Source organism: Clostridium sp. AF32-12BH, assembly GCF_003477935.1.
In the GTDB taxonomy this organism is placed as follows: Bacteria; Bacillota; Clostridia; order Lachnospirales; family Lachnospiraceae; genus Brotaphodocola.
In genome coordinates this window covers 20955-46892 of record NZ_QUEH01000004.1, presented here as the reverse complement: position 1 = coordinate 46892, position 25938 = coordinate 20955, and the positions used below count along the sequence as shown (strand labels likewise).

The 25938-nt window shown below is 50.6% G+C and carries 19 protein-coding genes; 3 read left to right on the top strand and 16 right to left on the bottom strand.

Annotation, left to right across the window (positions count from 1 at the left end):
• Nucleotides 1–22: 22 nt before the first annotated feature.
• Genes DWZ40_RS04870 through glf form a run of 4 tightly spaced genes read right to left on the bottom strand, consistent with a single transcriptional unit; the run spans nucleotide 23 to nucleotide 4163 of the window.
• Entirely contained in the window at nucleotides 23–955 is a 933-nt protein-coding gene (locus tag DWZ40_RS04870) for a glycosyltransferase family 2 protein (protein WP_118541307.1), read from the bottom strand.
• Entirely contained in the window at nucleotides 952–2064 is a 1113-nt protein-coding gene (locus DWZ40_RS04865; protein ID WP_118541305.1) for a glycosyltransferase family 2 protein, read from the bottom strand. The genes DWZ40_RS04870 and DWZ40_RS04865 overlap by 4 nt, the downstream gene beginning before the upstream one ends.
• 3 nt (nucleotides 2065–2067) lie before the next feature.
• Nucleotides 2068–3057, bottom strand: a complete 990-nt coding sequence (locus DWZ40_RS04860) for a glycosyltransferase family 8 protein (RefSeq protein ID WP_243035203.1) — start codon at nucleotides 3055–3057, stop codon at nucleotides 2068–2070.
• A 2-nt stretch (nucleotides 3058–3059) separates the two neighbouring features.
• Nucleotides 3060–4163, bottom strand: a complete 1104-nt coding sequence (glf, locus tag DWZ40_RS04855; RefSeq protein WP_118541693.1) for a UDP-galactopyranose mutase — start codon at nucleotides 4161–4163, stop codon at nucleotides 3060–3062.
• Nucleotides 4164–4583: 420 nt separating this feature from the next.
• On the opposite strand from glf, the gene DWZ40_RS04850 reads away from it, so the two are divergent.
• The gene (locus tag DWZ40_RS04850) at nucleotides 4584–5444 is read left to right on the top strand and encodes a class I SAM-dependent methyltransferase (RefSeq protein ID WP_118541303.1); all 861 of its coding nucleotides are present in this window, start codon (nucleotides 4584–4586) and stop codon (nucleotides 5442–5444) included.
• A 112-nt stretch (nucleotides 5445–5556) separates the two neighbouring features.
• On the opposite strand, the gene yajC is transcribed toward DWZ40_RS04850, so the two are convergent.
• From yajC to DWZ40_RS04810, 8 genes are all read right to left on the bottom strand, one after another.
• Nucleotides 5557–5817, bottom strand: a complete 261-nt coding sequence (gene yajC / locus DWZ40_RS04845) for a preprotein translocase subunit YajC (protein WP_243035230.1) — start codon at nucleotides 5815–5817, stop codon at nucleotides 5557–5559.
• 105 nt (nucleotides 5818–5922) lie between these two features.
• Complete coding sequence (gene tgt, locus DWZ40_RS04840) at nucleotides 5923–7062, bottom strand: tRNA guanosine(34) transglycosylase Tgt (RefSeq protein WP_118541299.1); 1140 nt, start codon at nucleotides 7060–7062, stop codon at nucleotides 5923–5925.
• Between the two features lie 2 nt (nucleotides 7063–7064).
• The gene (secD, locus tag DWZ40_RS04835; RefSeq protein WP_118541297.1) at nucleotides 7065–9197 is read right to left on the bottom strand and encodes a protein translocase subunit SecD; all 2133 of its coding nucleotides are present in this window, start codon (nucleotides 9195–9197) and stop codon (nucleotides 7065–7067) included.
• 13 nt (nucleotides 9198–9210) lie between these two features.
• On the bottom strand, nucleotides 9211–10611 hold the full coding sequence (gene scfB / locus DWZ40_RS04830) for a thioether cross-link-forming SCIFF peptide maturase (protein ID WP_118541295.1): 1401 nt from the start codon (nucleotides 10609–10611) through the stop codon (nucleotides 9211–9213).
• Between the two features lie 217 nt (nucleotides 10612–10828).
• Entirely contained in the window at nucleotides 10829–10975 is a 147-nt protein-coding gene (gene scfA, locus DWZ40_RS04825; protein ID WP_118531699.1) for a six-cysteine ranthipeptide SCIFF, read from the bottom strand.
• Between the two features lie 223 nt (nucleotides 10976–11198).
• Entirely contained in the window at nucleotides 11199–12629 is a 1431-nt protein-coding gene (locus DWZ40_RS04820) for a polysaccharide deacetylase family protein (RefSeq protein ID WP_118541293.1), read from the bottom strand.
• A 586-nt stretch (nucleotides 12630–13215) separates the two neighbouring features.
• Complete coding sequence (gene rpoC / locus DWZ40_RS04815) at nucleotides 13216–16869, bottom strand: DNA-directed RNA polymerase subunit beta' (RefSeq protein ID WP_118541291.1); 3654 nt, start codon at nucleotides 16867–16869, stop codon at nucleotides 13216–13218.
• An 18-nt stretch (nucleotides 16870–16887) separates the two neighbouring features.
• Nucleotides 16888–20745, bottom strand: a complete 3858-nt coding sequence (locus tag DWZ40_RS04810; RefSeq protein ID WP_118541289.1) for a DNA-directed RNA polymerase subunit beta — start codon at nucleotides 20743–20745, stop codon at nucleotides 16888–16890.
• A gap of 203 nt (nucleotides 20746–20948) precedes the next feature.
• On the opposite strand from DWZ40_RS04810, the gene DWZ40_RS04805 reads away from it, so the two are divergent.
• Nucleotides 20949–21395: a hypothetical protein gene (locus DWZ40_RS04805; protein ID WP_118541287.1), complete on the top strand. Its 447-nt coding sequence runs from the start codon at nucleotides 20949–20951 to the stop codon at nucleotides 21393–21395.
• Between the two features lie 89 nt (nucleotides 21396–21484).
• On the opposite strand, the gene DWZ40_RS04800 is transcribed toward DWZ40_RS04805, so the two are convergent.
• From DWZ40_RS04800 to DWZ40_RS04790, 3 genes are read right to left on the bottom strand one after another with little or no spacing between them, the layout of a single operon-like run.
• Entirely contained in the window at nucleotides 21485–21937 is a 453-nt protein-coding gene (locus DWZ40_RS04800; RefSeq protein ID WP_118541286.1) for a DUF1934 domain-containing protein, read from the bottom strand.
• An 8-nt stretch (nucleotides 21938–21945) separates the two neighbouring features.
• Nucleotides 21946–22767, bottom strand: a complete 822-nt coding sequence (gene murI, locus DWZ40_RS04795; RefSeq protein WP_118541284.1) for a glutamate racemase — start codon at nucleotides 22765–22767, stop codon at nucleotides 21946–21948.
• A gap of 5 nt (nucleotides 22768–22772) precedes the next feature.
• On the bottom strand, nucleotides 22773–23831 hold the full coding sequence (locus DWZ40_RS04790; protein WP_118541282.1) for a D-alanine--D-alanine ligase family protein: 1059 nt from the start codon (nucleotides 23829–23831) through the stop codon (nucleotides 22773–22775).
• 109 nt (nucleotides 23832–23940) lie between these two features.
• Here DWZ40_RS04790 and DWZ40_RS04785 point away from each other — a divergent pair, with 109 nt between their 5' ends.
• Nucleotides 23941–24687, top strand: coding sequence for a stage II sporulation protein R (locus DWZ40_RS04785; RefSeq protein ID WP_118541280.1), 747 nt, complete (start codon nucleotides 23941–23943; stop codon nucleotides 24685–24687).
• Nucleotides 24688–24746: 59 nt separating this feature from the next.
• On the opposite strand, the gene DWZ40_RS04780 is transcribed toward DWZ40_RS04785, so the two are convergent.
• The gene (locus DWZ40_RS04780; protein WP_182431618.1) at nucleotides 24747–25934 is read right to left on the bottom strand and encodes a TolC family protein; all 1188 of its coding nucleotides are present in this window, start codon (nucleotides 25932–25934) and stop codon (nucleotides 24747–24749) included.
• Nucleotides 25935–25938 lie beyond the last annotated feature (4 nt).

The window sequence follows — 25938 nt, the reverse complement described above, 5'->3', positions numbered from 1 at the left end:
ATATGCACATTACATTTTGCCGCTAAACTTGAATCCCTGCGTATTTCGCAACACGCATCTCCATCCGTATCCCTGCAAACCACAGCTTCGCCAAGTGCTCCTGCCATGGAGCAATCTTCAAATACTTCTTCATATAATACAGCGTACTCTCTTCCCGGATTTTCTGGCGTTTCATGGCATCGGAAAAAGATTTGCTAATGGATGTGGAATGTTCGTGGTCATAATGCTGGTTTAACAGCAGCACACTGCGGTATCCCGCCTGCTGCATCCTGCGGCCCAGAACCTGCTCCTCCTCATAGAGAAAGATTCCTTCATCGTAGCCTCCGGCTTCCAGAAATTTTTCTCCGTCCACCATCAGCATGGAGCCATGCACGGCTCCCACGTATACCGCATTCCTGCCCTGGAAGTAAGAATCCGGGTAATCAAATGACCTGCCAAACAGGCGTCTGCTTACCGGTCCCATACTGATGAGTTCCCGCGTAAAGCTTCGGAGCGGCCATCCATTTTTTAAATCCGGATAGCGGGCATCGTGAATCCGGGTTGTCACAATCCCAACCTCCGGATGACGGGCAAATACTGCCAGCATTGCTTTTAAAGACTGCTCGGAAAATACCACATCCGGATTTGCGATCAGCACATGGGTGGCACCGCCCTGCTCTATCGCATAACGGACACCGATGTTGTTGCCGGAACCGTAACCACCATTTTTTTGCGCAGTAAGGATTTTGATTTTCCTGATCTGGCTGCAGTTTTCCTGCCCTTCCAACTGCTTCAGCCGTTCCAGCGAATCATCCGTAGAAGCATTATCCACCACTATAATCTGATGGAGTACCTCATAATCCGCAATCTGCTTAACTAACTTTTCCGTTGTCTCTGCATCATTATAATTTAAGATCACACAGCTTAGTCGCACCGTATTCTTCCTGTCTTTCTCAACTTCCGCTGCCGCTATCATGCCTGTTCATCCTGCACTTTCTCTGTTTCCTGCACTTCCTTCACTTCTGGCTTTTCCACTACCTCCGGATTTTCCACCACGCCCGGCTTCTCCGGCCACTGCTCCCACTCTTCCGTTTCCGATTTTGAGGTGTTTTCCTCATCCACTTTCGGCTGGCGCATTTTCTCTGCCTTCGGGATGGTCACGCACATCGCCAGGGTCTGCAGCATAGAATTTTTATAAAAATGATTGTAACGGATATTTTTCAGGCGACCTGCCGCAGACTGGTATGGGAGTGCCAAAAAGGCCCGAAGTGTCATGCGCTCGCCCTTATCCATCTCTTTCCAGAACATGCGGCCAAACGCAATGCCCTGGTTCAGCATCCGGCGGTAATTCCGCTCCACCTCTTCCCCGCGACCAAGGCGGGCTTTCATCTCCTCAAAACTGCCTGCATCCTTCGCACCCAGTACATTATTTCCATGCTGGCGGTATTTGGATAAAGCCCTCGGCATAAATTCGATCACGCCAAAGCAGGATGCGGTAAGCGCGATCCACCAGTCATGCATGCAGCAGACCTCCGGCTCCTTCGCACAGCGCTCAAGAAGGGCACGGTTGATCATCGAAGCGCCACCGGTCACCTGGTTTTCCACCAGAAGCTCTGCAAAGCTGTTGCGGTCCGGATCCTGATGCGTGTAACCTGCAAAGCTCTCATGGATCTCGTACATATCCTCATCCACCACTTCCATATCCGAGTACAAAAGAATCGGGCACTGCTTTCCCAGTCCCTTTTCCAGCACCCGCATCCGGTGCAGCATGACCTTTACCTTGTTGTTTTCCCATACATCATCCTGGTCACTGAAGAAAATGTACTCGTTTTTTTCGTCCTTCAGAGCTTCTTTCATCAGCCAGAAAAAATTTCCGGCCGCGCCGCCTGTATGCTCCGTTCTGTGATGCAAAAAGACCTGTTTCGGATACCATCCGGCATAATCGTTTAACATTTCCCTGGTTCCGTCATCGGAACCATCGTCGGAGATCAGGATCTTTACCGGAACTGTCTGCGCCAGAATCGAATCCAGCTGCTGCTCCAGATACTGCTTTCCCTGATATGTTGCCATCAAAACCATAACCATTTATTATTTCCTCCGATTCTCCACAAGTTTCATTCCCAGTTTCCGGCTCACCATCCGCCGCACCGGCGGGCAAAGCGCTGTCGCATAATCCAGCATATGATAAGCCAGCATATAGGCCCGCTTTCCTTCTTCTTTCGCGGCTCCTGCCCACGGAGTCTTTGCCAGATAGAGCTCGTAAGCCCTGCGGTAATGGTTGAAATTTCCCGCGATCCATGGCCGCTCATCGCCCATATAGTGGACGATCGACGGATGTTTTTTTGCAATCTGCAGTTCTCTCGGCGTAACTGCCTTATAGGTTTTTCCCTGGCGCACCAGCTCCCGGTAAGAAAAATACCGGTAATTCGTAAAGAAATTATAACGCGGCATCAGCGTGTGGATTTGCCCTTTCAGCGTGCCATTGATCACATCCTGGTCACTGGCAAACAGCTTCCCGCCTTTGCTCTTCCAAAATTCCAGAAGTTTTTTCTGAACTTCTTTTTCGCGCCATTTTTTTAAATCAACCAGAAGAACGCCGGAATTATAATACGGATCCTCCTCGCCCAGGTCAATGGATTCTTTTACCGCCTGGTAGATGGTCGGCTCCATCACGGCTCCAACGATGTTTCCCTCCAGATCTTCTTTCCACAGATGCTTTAAAGACTGGAGCACTACCGTATCGCAGTCCAGATACAGCACCCGCTCCACAGACTCCGGAAGCATATCGCCCATAAACAGGCGCAGCATCACACTGATATCGAAGCCGCCGGTATCTACCTCATAGCCGATTCGCTCCCGCAGATCATCCAGGTTGACGCAGACCAGGTTCCGCCCAAAATGCGCTGCGATCTCCTCTAACCGCTCCTGGTTTTCCCTGGAAAGCCCCAGCGTCAGGACGTAAACCGTAATCTCTGCAAAATCCCGGTTCCGGTCAAGCAGCGAATACATTGACGTACCCAAATGCCTTGCGTAAGCATCATTCGAGGCGTAAACCACATTCATACATTCCCGGTCCATCTTTACTCTCCCATGCACTCTGCCGTACGCTTCAGCGCAGAAGCAATGACTTTATCCATGTCATAGTACTTATACTCTGCCAGACGTCCGCCGAAGATCACGTGCTCCTCTTTCTCTGCCAGAGCCGCATACTGCTGGTACAATGCCTGGTTCTTCTCGTCGTTCACCGGATAGTATGCCTCCATGCCCTCTTTCCAGTCGGCCGGATACTCTCTGGTGATCACAGTCTTTGGCTGGGTTCCAAACTCAAAATGCTTATGCTCGATCACACGGGTATACGGGGTCTCGCGGTCTGTATAATTGACCACCGCAACTCCCTGATGATTCTCCTCATCAAGCACCTCAGACTCAAAGCGCAGGCTCCGGTACTCCAGCTTGCCAAACTGATACTGATAATACGCATCGATGGTTCCGGTGTAGACCACGTTGTCACCAAGCGCATCGTAATGTTCCTTATGCTCCAGATAATCCACGCCAGTCTCCATGTCGCAGCCTTCAAACAACTTGTTGATGATCACGTTATAACCGCCGATCGGGATACCCTGATACAGATCGTTGAAGTAGTTGTTATCGTACGTAAAACGCACCGGAAGTCTGCGGATGATGAACGCCGGAAGGTCTTTGCAGTCTCTTCCCCACTGTTTCTCCGTATAGCCTTTGACCAGCTTCTGGTAGATGTCGGTTCCCACCAGGCTGATGGCCTGCTCCTCCAGGTTCTTCGGCTCCCCGGTCACGGTCTTCTTCTGCTCCTCGATGATAGCCTTCGCTTCTGCCGGAGTGCTGATGCCCCACATCTTGCTGAACGTATTCATGTTAAACGGCATGTTGTACATCTCGCCCTTGTAATTTGCAACCGGGCTGTTGGTGTAGCGGTTAAACTCTGCCAGTTCATTCACATAATCCCACACCTGACGGTCACTGGTATGGAAAATATGGGCACCATAACGGTGTACGTGAATCCCCTCAACATCCTCACAATACACATTTCCGCCGATATGATCGCGTTTTTCCACAACCAGACAGGTTTTTCCACGCTTTTTTGCCTCATAAGCCCAGACACCTGCGTAAAGTCCGCTTCCTACCAGTACATAATCATATTTTTTCATAAAATTCATCCACCTTATCCTCATTTTGGTCTGACAGTTTGCTGCTGTCCATATGTTATGCGATCAGCAGCGACCGTTTTATTTTCTATTTTCTCCGAAAACTGCCATGTTTTCTCTGTTATCTAATATACTATAGCTTCCCCAAAAAGTAAATTTCGGCTTGCCATTTACCGGAACAATAATTTCCCTGTACACCAAACAAGTACTTCCGGAAACTCGAAAGTTGCCTCTGGAAACTCGAAAGTTGCCTCTGGAAACTCGTGGACACCTCTTCATTTTACTGTTATAATGAGAAGATGGAACAACGCAAGAAAGAATGTGCCTTGGCACATCCTCGCACCGAGGCGCGGTTGCTTTGGTAACCATGAAACGTGACATACAACGTAAAACAAACCGTAAATACGAAAGGTGGAAAAATATATGTGGTTAGCAGATGGCTGGAAAGATTATCAGGTCATTGACTGTTCAAAAGGAGAAAAACTGGAAAGATGGGGCGAATATCTCTTAGTCCGCCCGGACCCGCAGGTCATCTGGGACACTCCAAAGACACACAAAGGCTGGAAACACATGAATGGTCACTATCACCGCAGCGCCAAGGGCGGCGGCGAGTGGGAGTTCTTTAATCTCCCGGAGCAGTGGACCATCGGCTACAAAGGCCTTACTTTTAACTTAAAACCATTCAGCTTCAAGCACACCGGACTCTTCCCGGAGCAGGCTGCAAACTGGGACTGGTTCGGCGATAAGATCCGCAATGCAGGCCGCCCGGTCAAAGTCTTAAACCTGTTTGCCTACACCGGCGGCGCTACACTGGCTGCTGCCAAGGCCGGTGCTTCCGTCACCCATGTCGATGCCTCCAAGGGCATGGTCGGCTGGGCAAAAGAAAATGCTGCATCCTCTAACTTAAGCGATGCACCGATCCGCTGGCTGGTCGATGACTGCGTGAAGTTTGTAGAGCGCGAGATCCGCCGCGGCAACCATTACGATGCCATCATCATGGACCCGCCATCCTACGGACGCGGTCCGAAAGGCGAGATCTGGAAAATTGAAGACGCGATCCATCCGCTGGTAAAGCTGTGCGTCCAGCTTTTATCCGATGACCCACTCTTCTTCCTCATCAACTCCTACACCACCGGACTTGCTCCGGCTGTTCTTACCTACATGATGAGCACCGAGATCGTACCGAAATTCGGCGGTCACGTGGAAGCCCAGGAAATCGGACTTCCGGTCACCGAAACCGGACTGGTACTGCCATGCGGCGCATCCGGACGTTGGGAGAAATAAATAACCATTTGATCCATGAAACACAAAACGAAAGGGCCGAAAGCTTCCGCCCCGCCGTATGGCGGGGCAGGAACTTTCGGCCCTTGTTCATTCCATTAACGATATGACTATTTTATGCTTCCGGCTTCTCAACCTGTACGATTGCTGCTTTCTGCATCGGGATACGGCAATTCTTGTTGTTGCCGAACTCGATGATTACGGTATCGTCGGTCATGTCGATGATCACACCATAGAAACCGCTGGTGGTTAATACGCTGTCACCGATAGCAAGGCTTGCCATCATCTCCTCGACTCTCTTTTTCTCCTTCTTCTGCGGACGGTATCCCATGAAATAGAAGATACCACCAAAGATTACCACGTATAACACAATCATTACGGTTGGGTTCATGGTTGAAGTTGCTACTAACATGTTGTCCTCCTTGCGGCTGTCCCTGCGCCTCGCTCTGGTCAGCCTACTTTCGTTTTTGTTTTAGCCCGATTATTCCTTCGGACCCTCCTCCATACCGGCAAGCTTCTGTGCTTTGTACTCGGCGTACCGGTGCTGTTCGATCGCGTCGCGGATCTCTTCCATCATTTTATTATAAAAATACAGATTATGCAAGACACATAAACGCATTCCCAGCATTTCCTTCGCCTTGAACAGATGGCGGATATACGCTCTGGAATAAGAGCGGCATGCCGGGCACTGGCATCCTTCTTCGATCGGACGTGGATCAAGCTCGTATTTCTGGTTTAACAGATTGAGTTTTCCGTGGTTGGTATATACATGGCTGTGGCGGCCGTTGCGGGACGGATATACACAATCAAAGAAGTCCACGCCGCGGTCTACTGCCTCCAGGATATTTGCCGGAGTTCCGACTCCCATCAGATACGTCGGCTTGTTCTGCGGCAGATACGGAACCGTCACATCGAGGATATGATACATCTCCTCATGGGTCTCTCCGACGGCCAGACCACCTACTGCATAACCATCCAGGTCCATGTCTGCAATGGTCTTTGCATGCTGAATACGGATGGAATCTACCACACCGCCCTGGTTGATACCGAACAGAAGCTGCTCTTTGTTAATGGTATCCGGCAGGGAATTTAAGCGCGCCATTTCTTTTTTGCAGCGCTCCAGCCAGCGGGTCGTGCGGTCTACGGAATTCTGGATATAGGAAAGCTCTGCATGGCTCGGCGGACACTCGTCGAATGCCATGGCAATGGTCGATGCCAGGTTGGACTGGATCTGCATGCTCTCCTCCGGTCCCATAAAGATCTTGTGACCGTCAATGTGGGAACGGAAGGTTACGCCCTCTTCCTTGATCTTGCGAAGACCGGAAAGGGAAAAGACCTGGAATCCGCCGGAATCGGTCAGGATCGGCTTGTCCCAGTTCATAAACTTGTGAAGTCCGCCGAACTGCTTGATCAGCTTGTCGCCGGTCCGCACATGCAGATGGTAAGTGTTGGACAGCTCCACCTGTGTGCCGATCTGGCGCAGGTCATCGGTGGAAACCGCACCTTTAATGGCGGCCACCGTGCCTACATTCATGAAAACCGGAGTCTGGATCGTGCCGTGTACGGTCTCTACCTCAGCCCGCTTGGCACGTCCGTCCGTTGTAATCAGTTTATATCTCATAATTATTTCTCAGCCTTTTTCTGTTTTCTGGTTGTCAGGACATACCAGAGAGCACCGGTTACGCATACGGAAGAATAGGTTCCGCAAACGATACCAACCATCAGCGGCAGGGCGAACTCACGGATGGAGGATACGCCCAGTAAGAACAGAACAAATACCATGATGAACGTTGTCAGGGAAGTATTGATACTTCTGGTGAAGGTCTGGGTAATACTTAAGTTTACGATCTCCTCCAGGGTCTGCTTGCTTCCTGCCTTCTTCAGCGCCAGGTTCTCGCGGATACGGTCGAAGATAACGATCGTCGCGTTGATGGAGTAACCGACAATGGTCAGCATACATGCGATGAACGTGGAACCAACGGACCACTTCGCAAGGGAATAGAACGTTACGACAACCAGTACATCGTGCACCAGGGCAAGGATTGCACTGGCTGCAAAACGGATATCCTTAAACCGGAACCAGATGTATAACAGCATCAGAACGGTTGCGATCGTTACTGCCCAGACTGCATCCTTCTTCATCTCCGTGCTGACAGCACCGGAAATACTCTCTGCCGTGATTTTCTCAGCGTCAACGCCAAAGTTCTCCACCATAGCGTCTTCCAGCTGCTGTCTCTGTTCTACGTCCAGAGTCTTGGTCTTGATGATAACTTCGTTGGTACCTGCAACCTTCTGGGTCTGCACATCCGCATCGCCGGTGATCTTGGAAACAACCGGAACTACCTTTGCAGAAATGTCATCCAGACTCATATCCTCGTTGAAGGTCACATTGGTGGAAGTACCACCGGTGAAGTCCATGCCGTAGTTTAAGATGTAGCCGGTCTGACCCTTGTGCAGAGCCATGCCTGCCCAGCCTGCCACGATCACAACGATGGAAAGGATAAAGCAGAGGTTCTTCTTTCCAAGGAAGTTGATGATCTTGCCGTCTTTCTTGGTTCCGTAGAACTTCGGATCCTCAAAACCAACTGCATACAAAGCGTAGAGGGCACCCTTGGTGATGAACAGTGCAGTAAACATGGAAAGTACGATACCGATTGCCAGGGTGCTTGCGAAGCCCTTTACCGTACCGGAACCACGGAAATACAGGACTGCTGCTGCGATCAGGGTGGTGATATTACCATCCAGGATTGCGGACAGTGCCTTGGAGAAACCAGCCTTGATCGCAGATTTCACACTGCGTCCCAGACCAATTTCCTCTTTGATACGGGTGAAGATAATAACGTTTGCATCCACTGCCATACCAACAGAAAGGATGATACCTGCAACACCCGGAAGCGTCAGGGTAACATCAAATGCAGTCAGCATGATGAGCACCAGACCAACATACAGAGCCAGGGCGATAACCGAAGCAACACCCGGGATCAGGTAAGCTACCATCATGAATACGGCAACGATCGCAAAACCGATCGCACCGGCCTTTAAGCTGGTGGAGATCGCCTGCTGGCCAAGCTGTGCACCAACTACGTTGGAACGCAGTTCCTGCAGCTCCAGGGACAGAGAACCAATACGGATGGTCGCTGCCAGGTTCTCAGCTTCATTGTAGTCCGTCATACCGTCGATCTGACACTGACCTCCGGTAATTGCCTCACGGACAACCGGATTGGAATAAATCTGGTTATCGTAGATAATGGCAATGCGCTTTCCTACGTTTGCGGAAGTCGCATCGGCAAATGCTTTGGTACCTTCCTCAGTAAAGGTCAGGCTTACGACATAAGATTTCTGACCATTCTGCTCGATGATTCCCGCTTTTGCGGATGCAACCTGGTCACCAGTTAAAATGGTCTTACCGGTTTCATCGGTAAAGATCAGGGAACCCGGCTTGCCGAGTTCTTCCAGGATGGCATTTGCATCGGAAACACCCGGGATGTCGATGTTAATCCGGTTATTTCCTTCCTGGTACACTACAGCCTCGGTACTGTAGTTCTGTACACGCTGCTGCAGCTTGTAAATGGTATCGGACATTTCTTCCGATGTCGGATTCTCCTCAACTGCCTGATACGTAATGCTGACACCGCCTGCCAGGTCAAGACCCAGCTTGATGTCATCCATGGTATCATAGCCGAAGAATCCGAACAGCCCTACTGCGAACAGCAGGACCAGCAGACCTAAAAGACCTTTTACTTTGCTGTTCTTCATCTTTCTTCTCCTTTTATTCTTCGTCGGCAAGAGCCGCCTTAATCATGATCGCACACTCGATACGTTTTTTCTGCATCTCGCATCCAATCTCATAAGCATCGGTGATGGTTCCGTGGAAGTTATAGGAATTGGCTGCGCATCCGCCGCTGCAGTAAAATCTTGCGAAGCAGTTTCTGCACTTTTCTTTTGCGTAGACATTGCAGAGCTTAAACTCGTCGCGGATATCGGTTCTGGTGATACCGGTGTCTACATTGCCCATCAGGAAATCTTCCTGACCTACAAACTGGTGGCACGGATAAAAGTCGCCCCAAGGAGTCACTGCCAGATACTCCGTACCTGAGCCACAGCCGGAAAGACGTTTTGCCACGCACGGTCCCTGGTTTAAATCAATCATGAAGTGGAAGAAATTAAAGCCTCTTCCTTCTTTCTTCCGTTTGATATACTCAACAGCCAGCTTGTCGTACTCTTCCATAATCTTCGGAAGATCTTCCTCACGGATCGCATACGGCTCGTCCTCTGCACCGACAACCGGCTCAATGGACATCTGCTCAAATCCAAGGTCTGCGAAATGCTTCACATCCTCAGAGAAGTCCAGGTTGTTGCGGGTAAAGGTACCGCGGACATAATAATCCTTACCGGCACGGCTCTTCGCAAATTTCTGGAATTTCGGCACGATAATGTCATAGCTGCTGCCGTGACCGTTTCTGGTCGGACGCATCAGATCGTTGATCTCTTTTCTTCCATCCAGGCTGAGTACCACATTGCTCATTTCGCGGTTGCAGAACTCCATGATCTCATCGTTTAACAGCACGCCATTGGTCGTCAGGGTAAAGCGGAAATGCTTGTTATTCGGCTCCTCCAGGGAACGGCCGTACTCTACCAGCTGCTTTACAACTTCCCAGTTCATAAGCGGCTCACCGCCAAAGAAATCTACTTCCAGGTTTCTGCGGTTTCCGGAATTCGCTACCAGGAAATCCAGTGCTTTTTTGCCGACCTCAAAGCTCATGAGTGCACGTCTGCCGTGATACTCGCCCTCTTCCGCAAAACAGTACTTGCAGCCTAAGTTACAATCGTGTGCAATGTGCAGGCACAGCGCCTTTACAACGGTCTTTCTCTTCTTGAAGTCTGTCACATAAGTCTGGTAAATATCCTTTGTATACAGCTCCTCAGCATTGATCAGCTCCTGAACTTCGTCCAGTGCTTCCTTTACATCCTCTGCCGGATAGCTCTTTAAAAGCTCTTCCTCTGCATTTTTTCTTGCGGTTTCCGGGATCTGCACCGGAGACATAACCTCACCGATCACCGGTTCTAACAGCGCAACCGCATCGTAAACTACATCATCGACTACATGGACAGAACCGCTGGCAATGTCCATGACGATATTATATCCATTATTCTTATACTGATGAATCACTCAATTTCTCCTTCTAATGGGACCTTTTTCTTTATTTCTGTTTCTTATATCACCTATCACCCGCCATTTTCACGCCCCAAAGCCGCAAAAACAACGCCTATGTGTAAGTCCCCTAACACACACATAGGCAGACATGAATAAGAGTTCCGCCAAAAGGAACCCTTATTCACCTCTGCCATCTTTAAGAACCGTTATATTCCAGTATACGACAGATGAATTATCTGTTTGCGTTCTCGCAGCTCTGGTTGCCAACGGTGCAGGAAGTCTTGCATGCAGACTGACAGGAAGTCTGGCACTCGCCGCATCCGCCCTTCTTCATGGACTCCTTCAGAGTTTTATTGTTTAAAGTCTTTACATGTTTCATAGTCTTAGCCTCCTGTATTGTCTTTGCCTTTTGCTGATGCCTTTTGGATCGCATGCTTTTTTGAATCAACAGACGCGCTATTACTGGCGGCTTCCCGATATGCAAATGCAATCTGACCCGAAAAAGGTTGCAATGGTACATTTTCGCGTTGATTATACCATATACGGGACACGTCCGCAAGTTAAAGTTAATATTATGGCCGGAACTATTATGGCCGGAACTATTATGGCCGGAACTGCGAATAACTCTTTCCCGGGATCATGCCGCCCCGGTAAGACGCAAGCTCACTGACCGTCACCAGCTGGAAGCCGCGGTTTACCAGTTCCGGAACGATGGTCTCGCTGGCATCGCCCGTCGCATCGTAAAGGTCATGCATCAGGATGATGTCACCGTCCTTTACCTTATCTAACACCGTCTGGATCGTCTGCGATGCATCCCGCGTCTTCCAGTCCAGCGTATCCACGCTCCACAAAATTGCAGGCATGGAAATGGCTCCGGCAATGTTCATGCCCGCGTCCGTTTTCGCTCCACCGCATGGCCGCATCAGCACCGGCGAGATGCCGCAGGCATCGGAAACTGCCTGGTTTGTAGCCACCAGCTGATTCGCCAGATCCGTCGGAGAAACTTTCGTCATCAGGGTATGGTCAAAGGTATGATTTGCCACTTCGCAGCCCTGTGCCACCATCTGTTTTAAGACATCCGGGCTCTTAATGACCTTCTGTCCTACCATAAAGAACGTAGCCCGTCCACCGTTTTCTTTCAGACAGTTTAAAATCCGCGGTGTCACGGTCGGTGACGGTCCATCATCATAAGTCAGCGCCACCATCGGCCGGTTCGGGTCAATATTACCTGCATAAACCTCGCCGCCGGTCCGCTTCACCACAGAGATTCTTACACCGTCTACCCGCAGTCCTGCACCAACCGTTCCGGCTTCCGCACCATCTGAAACCCAGTCTGTCCATTTGGAATCCTGCAGCACGCTGTAGAGCACCTCATAATAATCGCTCAAATCTCCGGTCAACTCCATGGCAATGCCTTCAAGCGGCGCCGTACCTGCCGAATCTCCAGCCTCAGCACCGTCTTCCTGCCAGTCCAGCCAGCCTGTACCGCTCAAATTCACGCGGTAACGGATGGTTCCGCTCATGCCCTCCGGCTGTCCGCTTAATGTTGCCCGGAGCGCCGTCACATAGGAGGTTGTCGGTGCCATGCTGTACGAATTGTCTGCAAAAAAGTGGCTCCATCCCACCTGGCTCACTGCAATACCGTAGATTGCCCCCACATCCGGCAAAGAGGCACGGTACGCCGCGTCTTCTTCCGCTTTCTGGCTCTCTTTCTCTGCCGCAGACGCGCTCATACTCTCCTGTACAGCCGCAGCCTCCACCGCTGCTTTCTCCGCCTTCCAGCTTCGGATTTTCCCGGAAATCGCAGCCACCAGCACACCAGTCAGAATGCAGATCGCAAGCAAGCCCAAAAGCAGGATGCGGCGACGACGGCGCATGATCTTCATTTTCCGTGCTTTGCGCGCGCGCATTTCATAAAGTTCGCGCTCGGAAAGCGGACGCTTCGGTCTTTGCCCGGTATTTGGCGGCATATTTCTTCTATTAACAGTTTTTTTCTCAATTTCCTGCTTTCCCCCATGTTGTTTTTGTTCCATAAAACCCTCTTATCTCTACCATAAAAAACAATTCTGTTTTCCGTTTTTCATAAAGGTCCGAAAGCCACCGCCACGCATTACAGAAACGCATTTTGGTGAAAATCCTTTTGCTCGTGGACTGCGCCGCCTGTTGTTGGAACTGCGGCCCAAACTCGCACGCGCTGCGTGCTCAAACAAGGGTCTCCGTTCCAACGCTATGCTCGCCCACTCACGGATTTTCAAACAAATGCTTATTCTGTAATGCGTGGCGGTGGCTTTCTACTTTATTGGCTATACTTGGTAATAAAACCCGCAACCATTACAATACTGCTCAAAATGAAAAGAAACAATTTTACCTCACAATGCCAATAACGTAGAAAACGCCTGTCCCGCCTTGCTGCATCGCGTAGCCGTAACCCGATGTCCGACGTGTCCGGCTGTGTAGCGACTGGTGTTTGAGGTAGTCGGACATTTTTGTCCGACTATCCGCAAACAGCTGTCAGCTAGCACCGTCCGAACACGGGACTCTGGGTGAAGGCGAAGCGACGCAGTAAGGTGGGGCAGGCGTTTTCGGACCTCTATTAGCAGAAAAGGCAGTTCATTTTATTTACTCTTCGCTATCGTCGATATCGAATACTTCCGGAGCTTCCTCCGCCATATCCTCATCGCCGGAAAGCAGGATCTCGTCGTCATCCTCCAGAGCGATCTCATCCTCCGGCTCAGCATCTGTGTTGAGCTTTACGGAACGGTAACGCTTCATACCGGTACCAGCCGGGATCAGCTTACCGATGATGACGTTCTCCTTCAGACCGATCAGATGGTCAACCTTACCATTGATAGCCGCCTCGGTCAGAACCTTGGTGGTCTCCTGGAAGGATGCTGCAGACAGGAAGGAATCGGTAGCCAGGGATGCCTTGGTAATACCAAGCATAACCTGCTTGCCCTCTGCCGGCTGCTTGCCCTCTGCGATCAGAGCCTCGTTCATCTCGTTGAAGTCGAGGACATCCATGGATACGCCCGGCAGCACATCGCTGTCGCCGCTCTCCTCGATGCGGATCTTCTTTAACATCTGACGAACGATCATCTCAACGTGCTTATCGTTGATTTCTACACCCTGCAGACGGTATACACGCTGCACTTCCTGGATCATGTAATCCTGTACGGCACGGACACCCTTGATCTTTAAGATGTCATGCGGGTTTACGCTACCTTCGGTCAGCTCATCGCCGGCCTCGATCACCTGCTCGTCCTGAACCTTGATTCTGGAACCGTACGGGATCAGATAGGTCTTGGAGTTGCCGGTCTCCGGATCGGTAACCACGATCTCACGTTTCTTCTTGGTATCTTTCAGGGTTACAACACCACCGAACTCGGTAATGATTGCAAGACCCTTCGGCTTACGTGCCTCGAACAGCTCCTCGACACGCGGAAGACCCTGTGTGATATCTCCACCTGCTACACCGCCGGTATGGAAGGTACGCATGGTCAGCTGGGTACCAGGCTCACCGATCGACTGTGCAGCGATGATGCCGACTGCCTCACCAACCTGTACAGGCTGGCCGGTTGCCATGTTGGCACCATAACATTTTGCGCAGACACCGATATGGGACTTACAGCTAAGGACGGTACGGATCTTGACGGAATCACGGCCCATCTTGTTCAGTGCCTTCATAACAGCTGCAGCACGTTTCGGAGTACACATATGGTTTGCTTTTACAACCACTTCTCCGGTCTCCGGATCGGTGATGGTCTCAGCGATATAACGGCCGGTGATACGCTCCTCCAGGCTCTCGATGGTCTCTTTGCCATCGGTGAATGCCTTGATCTCCATGTACGGGATATCCTTGCCTTCGCAGCAGTCTACCTCACGCACGATCAGATCCTGGGATACGTCTACCAGACGACGGGTAAGGTAACCGGAGTCTGCGGTACGCAGTGCGGTATCGGACATACCCTTTCGTGCACCATGAGCGGAGATGAAGTACTCCAGTACGTCAAGACCCTCACGGAAGTTGGATTTAATAGGAAGTTCGATGGTGTGACCGGTTGTATCTGCCATAAGTCCACGCATACCTGCCAGCTGCTTGATCTGCTTATCAGATCCTCGCGCACCGGAGTCTGCCATCATGAAGATGTTGTTGTACTTATCCAGACCGCCTAACAGGTCTTTGGTCAGCTGGTCATCGGTGGTCTTCCAGGTTTCGATAACCTCTTTATAACGCTCTTCCTCGGTGATCAGACCACGGCGGAAGTTCTTTGCGATACGGTCAACGGTTTCCTGAGCGTCAGCCAGCAGCTTCGGCTTGGATGCCGGCACGGTCATATCCGCGATGGATACGGTCATGGCAGCTCGGGTGGAATACTTGTAACCGATTGCCTTGATGTCATCCAGGGTAACAGCAGTCTGGGTAGCGCCATGTACGTTGATGACTTTCTCCAGAATCTTCTTTAACTGTTTCTTTCCTACGTGGAAGTCAACCTCAAGAAGCAGCTCGTTGCCCGGAATGCTTCTGTCTACGAAGCCAAGGTCCTGCGGGATGATCTCGTTGAAGATGAAACGGCCTAAGGTGGATTCTACCACTCCGGTCATCTCGGTGCCATCCGGCATGGTCTTGGTGACTCTTACTTTGATGCGGGAGTGCAGGGTCACAGCAGCGTTCTCGTAAGCAAGGATTGCCTCGTTGACGCTCTTGAAGATCATGCCCTCGCCGGTTGCGCCTGGGCGCTCCTGGGTCAGATAGTAGATACCAAGTACCATATCCTGGGAAGGAACAGCTACCGGGCCACCATCAGACGGCTTTAACAGGTTGTTCGGAGACAGGAGCAGGAAACGGCACTCTGCCTGTGCTTCCTGGGAAAGCGGAAGATGTACTGCCATCTGGTCTCCATCGAAGTCTGCGTTGAATGCGGTACATACAAGCGGATGCAGCTTAATTGCCTTACCCTCAACCAGGATCGGCTCGAATGCCTGGATACCCAGTCTGTGCAGGGTAGGTGCACGGTTTAACATAACCGGATGCTCTTTGATCACATCCTCGAGGACATCCCATACTTCAGACTGCAGACGCTCTACCATCTTCTTCGCACTCTTGATGTTGTGAGCGGTTCCGTTCTGGACAAGCTCTTTCATAACGAACGGCTTGAACAGTTCGATCGCCATCTCTTTCGGAAGACCACACTGGTAGATCTTCAGTTCCGGTCCTACGACGATAACGGAACGTCCGGAGTAGTCAACTCGCTTACCAAGCAGGTTCTGACGGAAACGTCCCTGCTTACCTTTCAGCATATCGGAAAGGGACTTCAGTGCACGGTTGCCAGGACCGGTTACCGGTCTGCCGCGGCGGCCGTTATCGATTAAAGCATCGACAGCCTCCTGCAGCATACGCTTCTCGTTGCGGACGATGATGTCCGGAGCACCCAGCTCAAGAAGACGTGCAAGACGGTTGTTACGGTTGATGATTCTTCTGTATAAATCGTTTAAGTCAGAGGTTGCGAAACGACCGCCGTCCAGCTGTACCATAGGACGGATATCCGGCGGGATAACCGGGATCACGGTCATAATCATCCACTCCGGCTTATTTCCGGAGTTGCGGAATGCTTCTACAACTTCCAGTCTCTTGATGATTCTTGCACGTTTCTGACCGCTTGCGTCTTTCAGCTCGCGTTTGAGCATCTCAGACTCTTTCTCCAGATCAATGCTCTTAAGAAGCTCGAGAACAGCCTCGGCACCCATTCCGACACGGAAGTTGCCGTAGCCCCACTTCTCAACTTCTTCGCGGTACTCTTTCTCGGAGAGTACCTGCTTGTACTGCAGGCTGGTCTGACCTGCATCCAGAACGATGTAGGATGCAAAGTACAGAACCTTCTCCAATACTCTCGGGGAGATATCCAGGATGAGACCCATACGGCTCGGGATACCCTTAAAGTACCAGATATGAGATACAGGAGCAGCCAGCTGAATGTGGCCGATACGCTCTCTGCGGACGCTGGACTTGGTTACCTCAACGCCGCAGCGGTCGCAGATTACGCCTTTGTATCTGATTTTTTTATATTTACCACAATGACATTCCCAGTCTTTGCTCGGTCCGAAGATGCGCTCACAGAACAGACCGTCTCGCTCCGGCTTTAAAGTACGGTAGTTGATGGTCTCCGGCTTTTTTACCTCGCCGTGTGACCACTCCAGAATCTTCTCCGGGGAAGCCAGGCCAATCTTAATGGCGTCAAATGTCAATGGCTGATAAGTTTCATTTGTCTCAGGCATGAGCGTTACTCCCTTCTATTATTCTTCATCAAAGGAATCATCGGTATAATCGTCGGATTCCCCTTCGAAATCGTCGCTGCTGTCATCGCCGTTATCGACGTCAACCAGCTCTTCACCCTTGAACTCCTGCTGCTGATAGCCGTAGTCGCCAAAGGACTCTTCGCGGTTGTAATGGCGGTCGCCCTCGATAATGGCACGCAGATCGGTCTCGCCGTAATCTACGTTCTCACCGATCTCAACCTCGGTTCCGTCGTCACGCAGTACGCTTACATCCAGACCAAGGGACTGCAGCTCTTTTAACAGTACCTTGAAGGACTCCGGAATACCCGGCTCAGGGATGTTCTCACCCTTGATGATTGCCTCGTAAGTCTTCACACGTCCGACAACATCATCGGACTTCACGGTCAGGATCTCCTGCAGGGTGTAGGATGCACCATACGCCTCCAGAGCCCAAACCTCCATCTCACCGAAACGCTGTCCGCCGAACTGTGCCTTACCACCCAGAGGCTGCTGGGTAACAAGGGAGTATGGGCCGGTGGAACGTGCATGGATCTTATCGTCAACCAGGTGATGCAGCTTCAGGTAATGCATGTGACCGATGGTTACCGGGCTGTCGAAGTACTCGCCAGTACGTCCGTCACGCAATCTTACCTTACCATCGCGCTGAAGCGGAACGCCCTTCCACAGTTCACGGTGCTCCAGATGGGAACCTAAGTAATCCATAACTTCCGGTTTCAGGGTATCTTTGTATTTCTCTTCAAACTCCTCCCAGGAGGTGTTTACGTAATCATTTGCAATTTCCAGGGTATCCATGATGTCTACCTCGTTCGCGCCCTCGAATACCGGGGTGGAAATGTTGAAGCCAAGTGCTTTACATGCAAGGCTTAAGTGCATCTCCAGGACCTGTCCGATGTTCATTCGGGAAGGTACGCCCAGCGGGTTCAGCACGATATCCAGCGGACGGCCATTCGGAAGGAACGGCATATCCTCTACCGGAAGTACGCGGGAAACGACACCCTTGTTACCATGACGTCCTGCCATCTTATCGCCGACAGAGATCTTACGTTTCTGTGCAATGTAGATACGGACAGTCTGGTTTACGCCAGGAGCCAGCTCATCGCCGTTCTCTCTGGTAAATACTTTTGCGTCGATGATGACGCCGTAAGCACCGTGCGGTACTTTTAAGGAAGTATCACGTACTTCTCTTGCTTTCTCACCGAAGATTGCACGAAGCAGTCTCTCCTCAGCAGTCAGCTCGGTCTCGCCCTTCGGAGTAACCTTACCAACCAGGATATCACCGGCACGGACCTCAGCACCGATACGGATGATACCTCTCTCGTCCAGGTCTTTTAATGCGTCATCGCCGACCCCCGGAACGTCGCGGGTGATTTCTTCCGGTCCGAGCTTGGTGTCACGGGCTTCTGCCTCATACTCCTCGATATGAACGGAGGTGTAGACATCTTCCATAACCAGTCTCTCACTTAAGAGGACCGCATCCTCGTAGTTGTAACCTTCCCAGGTCATGAAACCGATCAGCGGGTTCTTACCAAGAGCGATCTCACCGTTGCTGGTGGACGGACCGTCTGCGATGACCTCGCCTGCCTCAACGTGGTCGTTCTTGTAAACGAGCGGCTTCTGGTTGTAGCAGTTGGACTGGTTGCTTCGAGAGAATTTGATCAGATGGTAAACATCTTTTGCGCCGTTGTCATCACGCTTGATGATGATCTCGTTGGAAGCGGAACGCTCAACAACACCGGCATGCTTTGCTACGACGCAGACACCAGAGTCGACAGCGGCTTTGCCCTCGATACCGGTACCTACTGCAGGCGCCTCGGTCTTTAACAGCGGAACGGCCTGACGCTGCATGTTGGATCCCATCAGCGCACGGTTTGCGTCATCGTTCTGCAGGAACGGGATCATGGATGTTGCTACGGAGAATACCATCTTAGGAGATACGTCCATTAAGTCGATGGCTCTCTTCTGGAACTCGGAAGTCTCCTCACGGAAACGACCGGCTACATTATTGTTGATGAAATGGCCTTCCTCGTCGAGCGGGGTGTTTGCCTGTGCGACAACGAAGTTATCCTCCTCGTCTGCAGTCAGGTATACAACCTCGTCGGTTACACGCGGGTTAGCCGGGTCGGATTTGTCTACCACACGGTACGGAGCCTCAATGAAGCCGTACTCATTTACCTTTGCATAGGTTGCAAGGGAGTTGATCAGACCGATGTTCGGTCCCTCAGGAGTCTCGATCGGGCACATACGTCCATAATGGGTGTAGTGTACATCTCGAACCTCGAATCCGGCACGGTCACGGGACAGACCGCCAGGTCCCAATGCAGAGAGACGTCTCTTGTGGGTCAGCTCAGACAGCGGGTTGTTCTGGTCCATGAACTGGGACAGCTGGGAACTTCCGAAGAACTCCTTCACAGCTGCGGTAACCGGCTTGATGTTGATCAGAGACTGCGGAGTGATGCCGTCCATATCCTGGGTGGTCATACGCTCTCTTACCACACGCTCCATACGGGACAGACCGATGCGGTACTGGTTCTGTAACAGCTCACCAACGGCACGGATACGACGGTTGCCCAGATGGTCGATGTCGTCTGCGTTGCCGATGCCGCCTTCCAGATGCATGTTGTAGTTAATGGAAGCAATGATGTCTTCCTTGGTGATATGCTTCGGGATCAGCTCGGTGATATTCTTGTGGATGAGTTTCTTTAACTCTTCCTGATCGTCACCAGCTTCTTCCAGAATCGTTTTTAATACCGGATAATATACTAACTCTGTAACACCGGCTTCCTTCGGATCGAAGTCTACATAAGCTGCCAGGTCAACCATTAAGTTGGACAGTACCTTGTAGTTGCGCTCCTCAGTCTGGATCATAACGTACGGAACAGCTGCGTTCTGCAGGGTGGTTGCGAGCTCTTTGTCGATCTTTACGCCAGCCTCTGCCAGAACCTCTCCGGTGGTCATGTCCACTACATCCTCAGCCAGGATCTGACCTTTGATGCGGTTCTTAAAGTGAAGCTTCTTATTAAATTTATATCTGCCGACTTTGGCCAGGTCATAACGACGCGGGTCAAAGAACATGCTGTTTAACAGGCTTTCTGCACTATCAACGGATAACGGCTCGCCCGGACGGATCTTGCGGTAGAGCTCTAACAGACCATCCTGATAGCTCTCTGCAGTATCTTTGCCAAAGCTTGCCAGCAGTTTCGGCTCCTCGCCGAACAGATCGATGATCTCTGCGTTGGTGCCATAGCCCAGTGCACGTACCAGTACGGTTACCGGAACCTTACGGGTACGGTCTACACGAACGTAGAAGATATCATTAGAGTCGGTCTCGTACTCCAGCCATGCACCACGGTTCGGGATAACCGTGCAGGTGTACAGCTCTTTACCGATCTTGTCATGGCCGATTCCATAGTAGATACCCGGAGAACGAACCAGCTGGCTTACGATAACTCGTTCAGCGCCGTTGATTACGAATGAGCCGGTATCGGTCATGAGCGGAAGATCTCCCATAAAGATCTCGTGCTCGTTGATCTCTTCTTTGTCCTTATTGTAAAGTCTTACCTTTACCTTTAAAGGTGCAGCGTAAGTTGCGTCGCGTTCTTTGCATTCTTCGATGTTATATTTGACTTCATCTTTACATAATGTAAAATCAACGAATTCGAGGCTTAAATGACCTGCGAAATCGGAGATTGGGGAGATATCTTCAAATACTTCCTTCAATCCTTCATCGAGGAACCACTGATAGGAGTCTTTCTGAATCTCAATCAGGTTTGGCATCTCAAGAACTTCTTTCTGTCTTGAGTAGCTCATTCTAACGCTCTTTCCCGATGTTACCGGGCGCATTCTGCTTTTCTCCATTGACGTTTCACCCCTGTTTTCTAATCTAATTTCTGGCATATTTTTGGGCGCAAAAAGCCCAGAATGCCACAATAGTGCACACTCCATAATATCATACGTCTGTCAAGCTGTCAAGTTTTTCCTTGATTTTTTTTGACAAAAATGCTATACTTTTTGTACAGGTTTGTCCTGTTACATAAAAGAACCTAACGGAGGTATTCCCCATGCAGACTTTTTTAAACGTTTTGCTGGTAATTCTGGTGATCGCAGTGATCGCTCTTGCGGTTCTGTACTTCTTAGGAAGAAAGCTCGAAAAACGTCAGGTTGAGCAGCAGCAGCTTCTGGAAATGTCCAAACAGACGGTTTCTATGCTGGTCATCGACAAAAAGAAACTGAAGATCAAAGATTCCGGTCTTCCAAAGATGGTCTACGAGCAGACTCCGAAGTACATGCGCTGGGCAAAGGTTCCGGTTGTAAAGGCGAAGGTAGGTCCGAAGGTTATGACCCTGATGGCAGACGAGCGTGTATTTGCAGCACTCCCGGTGAAGACCGAGGCAAAAGTGGTTGTGAGCGGTCTTTACATTACCGAGATCAAGAGTGTCCGCGGCGGAGCAATCCCGCAGGCACCGAAGAAAAAAGGTTTCTTTGCAAGATTCAAGAAAGACAATTAATCTTGTCCAAATGTCCCACGGGACAAAAAAAGAGGCAGCGCGTTTTGCGCATGCCTCTTTTTTGTTTTATGTTCTTTTGTTTTTCTTTCCTATTGTGTATTTCCCAGGTCCAGCTTCGCGCAGTCCTTCGAAGTGATATCCAGAACGATCCGGCAGTCTGACACATGATCGTAATTGATATCGAGGGAATATTCCACCTCGACCTTTAAGTGGTCATCCTCTTCTTCAAATCCGATACGGCTGGTCGTCATCTCCACCAGCAGTTCTCCCATTGGCGTTACATAATGGGTCTGGGTCTTTTTGTCCAGTTCAAATACCATACTGGCAGATATCGGTCCACTCTTTTTGATCTCCAGTTTTTCCGGAGTCAGCTTCATGGTATTGCGGATGGCTCCGTCCATTCCTTCCATCACCTCATCGTAGATCAGGTAATGTTTATTGTTTTTCCAGAAGTAATCACCGGAAGTAATCACTTCCACGGTTCCTTCGTCGCCCTCCATTGCCTGAAGACCACTCAGGCGAATCAATACATCTCTTGTCATAATCCTCTTTAATATTCCTCAATGTTGATTTTTTTCGTCTCTTTTACATCCTGCGGCAGGATCGAACTTGCAAAATCCGTAAACTTTTCTGCAAGGTCACTGACGTAAAACTGATGCTTCTCCCCCGCAAACGGAGCAGACGGATCGCGGCTTAAGCCTTTCTCCGCCAGAAGTCCGCGCAGCTCAATGGCCGTCTCGTAAGCCGGATTCACCAGCGTAACATCTTCTCCCATCAGGCGTCTTAACGTAGAACGCAAAAGCGGATAATGGGTGCAGCCCATCACCAGGGTATCAATATATTTTTCTTTCAGGACACTTAAATAACGGGATGCGATCTCATCGGTCACCGGATCATGAAGCCACCCTTCTTCTACTAACGGGCAAAACAACGGGCAGGATTTTCCAAACACCTGGATGTCCGGCTTCATTTTTTTCATGACTTCCGTATAAATGCCGCTGCCGACCGTAGCCTCGGTTCCGATGACACCGATGCGTCCATTGCGTGTTGCTTCCACCGCGGTCCGGGCACCGGCATTGATCACACCGATGATCGGAATATCCGACTCCGCTGCAACCGTATCCAGGGTCAGTGCCGTTGCCGTATTGCAGGCAATGACAATGGCCTTGACCTTTTTCGTCCGAAGGAAACGGATGATCTGTCTGGAATAACGCAGTACCGTATCTTTGGATTTGCTTCCGTATGGCACCCGTGCGGTATCGCCAAAGTAGATGATCCGCTCATCGGGCAGCTGGCGCATGATTTCCCTTGCTACCGTCAGCCCGCCGACACCGGAATCAAATACGCCAACCGGCGCGTTTCTGTCAACCATGCTTCTTACCTCTCAAACGCCAGATCGATGAGGCGGTCGATCAGTTCTTTTTTCGGAATGCCTGCAGCCTCCCAGAGCATCGGGTACATGCTGATAGCGGTAAAGCCCGGCAGGGTGTTGATCTCGTTAAAGATCACTTCGCCTTCCTTTGTTACAAAGAAATCCACACGGGACAGACCATAGCCGTCGACTGCGTTAAAGATCTTGGCTGCTGCCTCACGCACACGCTCCGCGGAATCGCCCGGAAGCTCCGGTCCGATGACGGTACGGGACTCTGCGTTATTATACTTTGCATCAAAATCATAGAACTCAGCTGCTGCCAGGATTTCACCGACACCGGAAGCCTTTACCGGTTTCTGTCCGCCGCCAAAGACTGCACACTCCACCTCATGACCCACAATAGTCTCCTCAACAAGAATCTTGCGGTCATGCTTTGCAGCCTCTTTCAGGGCCTTTACCAGTTCTTCCCGGTTTTCTGCCTTGCTGACACCGCGGGAGGAACCAGCGTTGGACGGTTTTACAAAGACCGGATACTGGAAGCGGGCCTCAACCTGCGCAATCACTGCATCCATATCTTTTTCCATCTTCCAGCGCATCACCGGAACATAAGCCGCCTGGCGGATGCCCAGGTCATCGACGATGATCTTGGTGTAAAGTTTATCCATGGAAACGGCAGATGCCAGCACGCCGCAGCCTACATACGGGATCTTCGCAAGCTCGAACAGGCCCTGAACAGTACCGTCCTCGCCGTAAAGACCGTGAAGCACTGGAAATGCCACATCGATCTTTTCTTCCCGGGTTACGCCATTCTCGGTGATCAGCGCACACTTTTTGGTGGCATCCGGGGAAATGACAACGTCCACCTTGCTCTGTCTCCATGCTTCGGAGCGGATGTCCTCCACACTGTCTGCCTTGACCCAGTGGCCTTCCTCCGTGATACCGATCAAAAGCAGATCGTACTTTTCTTTATCTATCTGGTCAATCACATTTGCCGCTGACACGCAGGATACCACATGCTCCGATGACTGTCCGCCGAACAGAACTGCGATTTTTTTCTTACTCATAACAGATTTCCTTTCTTTATTCAAAATGTCTGATTAATTATAACATACCTGTCAACACTAAAAAAGTAACAGGACACACAAAAAAGATTGCTGAAACGGAGGTTTTTCCATGAAACCAAAATCTTATCTTTCCATAAAACAACATTCGCAGTCTGCCGCGCATAAACGTGCTTCTACTTTTCCGCCCATTCCGGATCGCACACTGCATCCATTCTTCCCGCCCCTGTTTCTGATGCTTCTGTTTTTGCTGCTTCTTCTCTCCATGGGAAGCCTGCAGAAAAGCCGGGAAGCACTGGCCGGGCGCATCGCGCCGTCCATCCTGCGCTTCCACATTCTGGCAAACAGCGATTGTGCTGAGGATCAGGATGTCAAGCTGGAGGTCCGGAGCTATCTGCTGGACTGGATCCATGACCGGCTGCCCCAAAATGTCGACAGCAAAGAAACGATGGTTACCTGGTTAACTGAAAATCAGACCAGTCTGGAAACTGCCGCAGACCGTTTTCTGGAGCAGAAAGGAATGCCGTATCAGATGCATCTTTCCCTGGAGCACACGTACTTTCCCACCCGCGTCTATGACAACCTGGTTATTCCCTGCGGAAGCTATGATGCCGCACGGGTAATCCTCGGAGCAGGAAACGGGCACAACTGGTGGTGCGTGCTTTTCCCGCGCTTTTGTTTTCTGGATGAAGTGTGCAAAGAGATTCCCGAAGAAAGCCGGGACGAACTCCGGACGAAATTAAATCAGGGCGATTACTCCCTGTTAGAGGATCATCGCCCTGATTTCAAAATCCGTTTTTTCTTTTTCCCTTATCTGGATCCTGTGCTGCCATCACACGGCACAGGTCAAATGGCATAGCAGCAAAAAGCTGCCGCAAACAATGTCGTCTGCAATTTTGCTGTATGCAAACAGCATGGTTACTCCACGGTCGCAAGGCCCTGAACTGCCCAGTTATACGTCTCGATTGCCAGGCGGAGTGCCGTATCTGCACTCTCGTAAGCGCTCTTAGACTGATAATAGGAAATTTCCGTTCCAATATAGTCCGACTCGCCGAGAAGTCCCATCTGGTACATGCGCGTATATTTGTCATGTGTCTTCTGTGCTGCCTGATATCCGGCTTTCGCACCTTCAAACGCTTCTTTCTGCGCGAAAACATCGTTGTAGAGACGTTTCATCTCTATGGTCAGCTTTTGCTCACCTTCCTCGATCATGCCAAGACGCGCCTCAACACCCGCAGTGGTGCTTCCTTTTTCAGAAGTACGCTGGCTGATCAGCGTTGTGTTGTTGCCGATCGCCTTTTTCGTATCCTCTTCCAGGTTCATCTGGTCCATGAGGGAAAGATCTGTTTCCGGGATTGGCGCCAGCTCCGGGGAAGCATCTGCCGCCCATCCGGTCAGGGTACACAGATTCGGTTTTAACTGAAGAGCCCCTCCATCCAGGGAAACTACAGAACTTGCCGCCGAAAGCTGGTTGGTCTGTGCCGTAAGCACGTCCTGGTCTGTTGCCATGCCAAGCGCATGCTTATTGACTGCGATTTCATACTGTTTCCCATAAAGTTCCTGAAGTTTTTCCAGTGTATTGCGCTGTTTCATCAGAGAATCATACGAAATCATCAGGGACTGTGCTGCCTTGGTAATCTGTTTTTCCGCTTTCTGGATACTGGAAACCGTCTGTTTCGAATACAATTCTGAACTTTTTAATGCAGTTGCTGTTTTCTGAAGAATTATTTCCTGTGTCGTATAGTTTATGAGATTTCCAATTTCACCACGATCCTTTGCCGTATCTTTCAGATGCTTCATTTTCAGGCTCTGACTTTCCAGTTCCGTTGCATTTCGATCCAGCTTTTCCCTTGCATCCCGCAAATTTTTCCATATATCCTCGATACTGCTGTTATAAACATGCACAAGGTCCGGAATCTCATCGTATTCCAGCACATTATCCTGAAGCTTCGCCCAGGTCTGCGCATCGTAAGTGTCTTCCATATTGCCGGTAAGCGGCGCATAGGCCGCATAACTCTGAAGCGGTGCTGCTGTAAACAGGAATGCGCTCAATGCCATTGCTGTTTTACAAAAAGCAGTATTCTTTTTCCAGATTCCTGTTCTCATTTTC

Coding starts and splice junctions, on each gene's coding strand:
- DWZ40_RS04870 (WP_118541307.1), bottom strand. CDS start 955: ATGATAGCGGCAGCGGAAGTTGAGAAAGACAGGAAGAATACGGTGCGA.
- DWZ40_RS04865 (WP_118541305.1), bottom strand. CDS start 2,064: ATGGTTATGGTTTTGATGGCAACATATCAGGGAAAGCAGTATCTGGAG.
- DWZ40_RS04860 (WP_243035203.1), bottom strand. CDS start 3,057: ATGGACCGGGAATGTATGAATGTGGTTTACGCCTCGAATGATGCTTAC.
- glf (WP_118541693.1), bottom strand. CDS start 4,163: ATGAAAAAATATGATTATGTACTGGTAGGAAGCGGACTTTACGCAGGT.
- DWZ40_RS04850 (WP_118541303.1), top strand. CDS start 4,584: ATGTGGTTAGCAGATGGCTGGAAAGATTATCAGGTCATTGACTGTTCA.
- yajC (WP_243035230.1), bottom strand. CDS start 5,817: ATGATTGTGTTATACGTGGTAATCTTTGGTGGTATCTTCTATTTCATG.
- tgt (WP_118541299.1), bottom strand. CDS start 7,062: ATGAGATATAAACTGATTACAACGGACGGACGTGCCAAGCGGGCTGAG.
- secD (WP_118541297.1), bottom strand. CDS start 9,197: ATGAAGAACAGCAAAGTAAAAGGTCTTTTAGGTCTGCTGGTCCTGCTG.
- scfA (WP_118531699.1), bottom strand. CDS start 10,975: ATGAAACATGTAAAGACTTTAAACAATAAAACTCTGAAGGAGTCCATG.
- DWZ40_RS04820 (WP_118541293.1), bottom strand. CDS start 12,629: ATGGAACAAAAACAACATGGGGGAAAGCAGGAAATTGAGAAAAAAACT.
- rpoC (WP_118541291.1), bottom strand. CDS start 16,869: ATGCCTGAGACAAATGAAACTTATCAGCCATTGACATTTGACGCCATT.
- DWZ40_RS04810 (WP_118541289.1), bottom strand. CDS start 20,745: ATGGAGAAAAGCAGAATGCGCCCGGTAACATCGGGAAAGAGCGTTAGA.
- DWZ40_RS04805 (WP_118541287.1), top strand. CDS start 20,949: ATGCAGACTTTTTTAAACGTTTTGCTGGTAATTCTGGTGATCGCAGTG.
- DWZ40_RS04800 (WP_118541286.1), bottom strand. CDS start 21,937: ATGACAAGAGATGTATTGATTCGCCTGAGTGGTCTTCAGGCAATGGAG.
- murI (WP_118541284.1), bottom strand. CDS start 22,767: ATGGTTGACAGAAACGCGCCGGTTGGCGTATTTGATTCCGGTGTCGGC.
- DWZ40_RS04790 (WP_118541282.1), bottom strand. CDS start 23,831: ATGAGTAAGAAAAAAATCGCAGTTCTGTTCGGCGGACAGTCATCGGAG.
- DWZ40_RS04785 (WP_118541280.1), top strand. CDS start 23,941: ATGAAACCAAAATCTTATCTTTCCATAAAACAACATTCGCAGTCTGCC.
- DWZ40_RS04780 (WP_182431618.1), bottom strand. CDS start 25,934: ATGAGAACAGGAATCTGGAAAAAGAATACTGCTTTTTGTAAAACAGCA.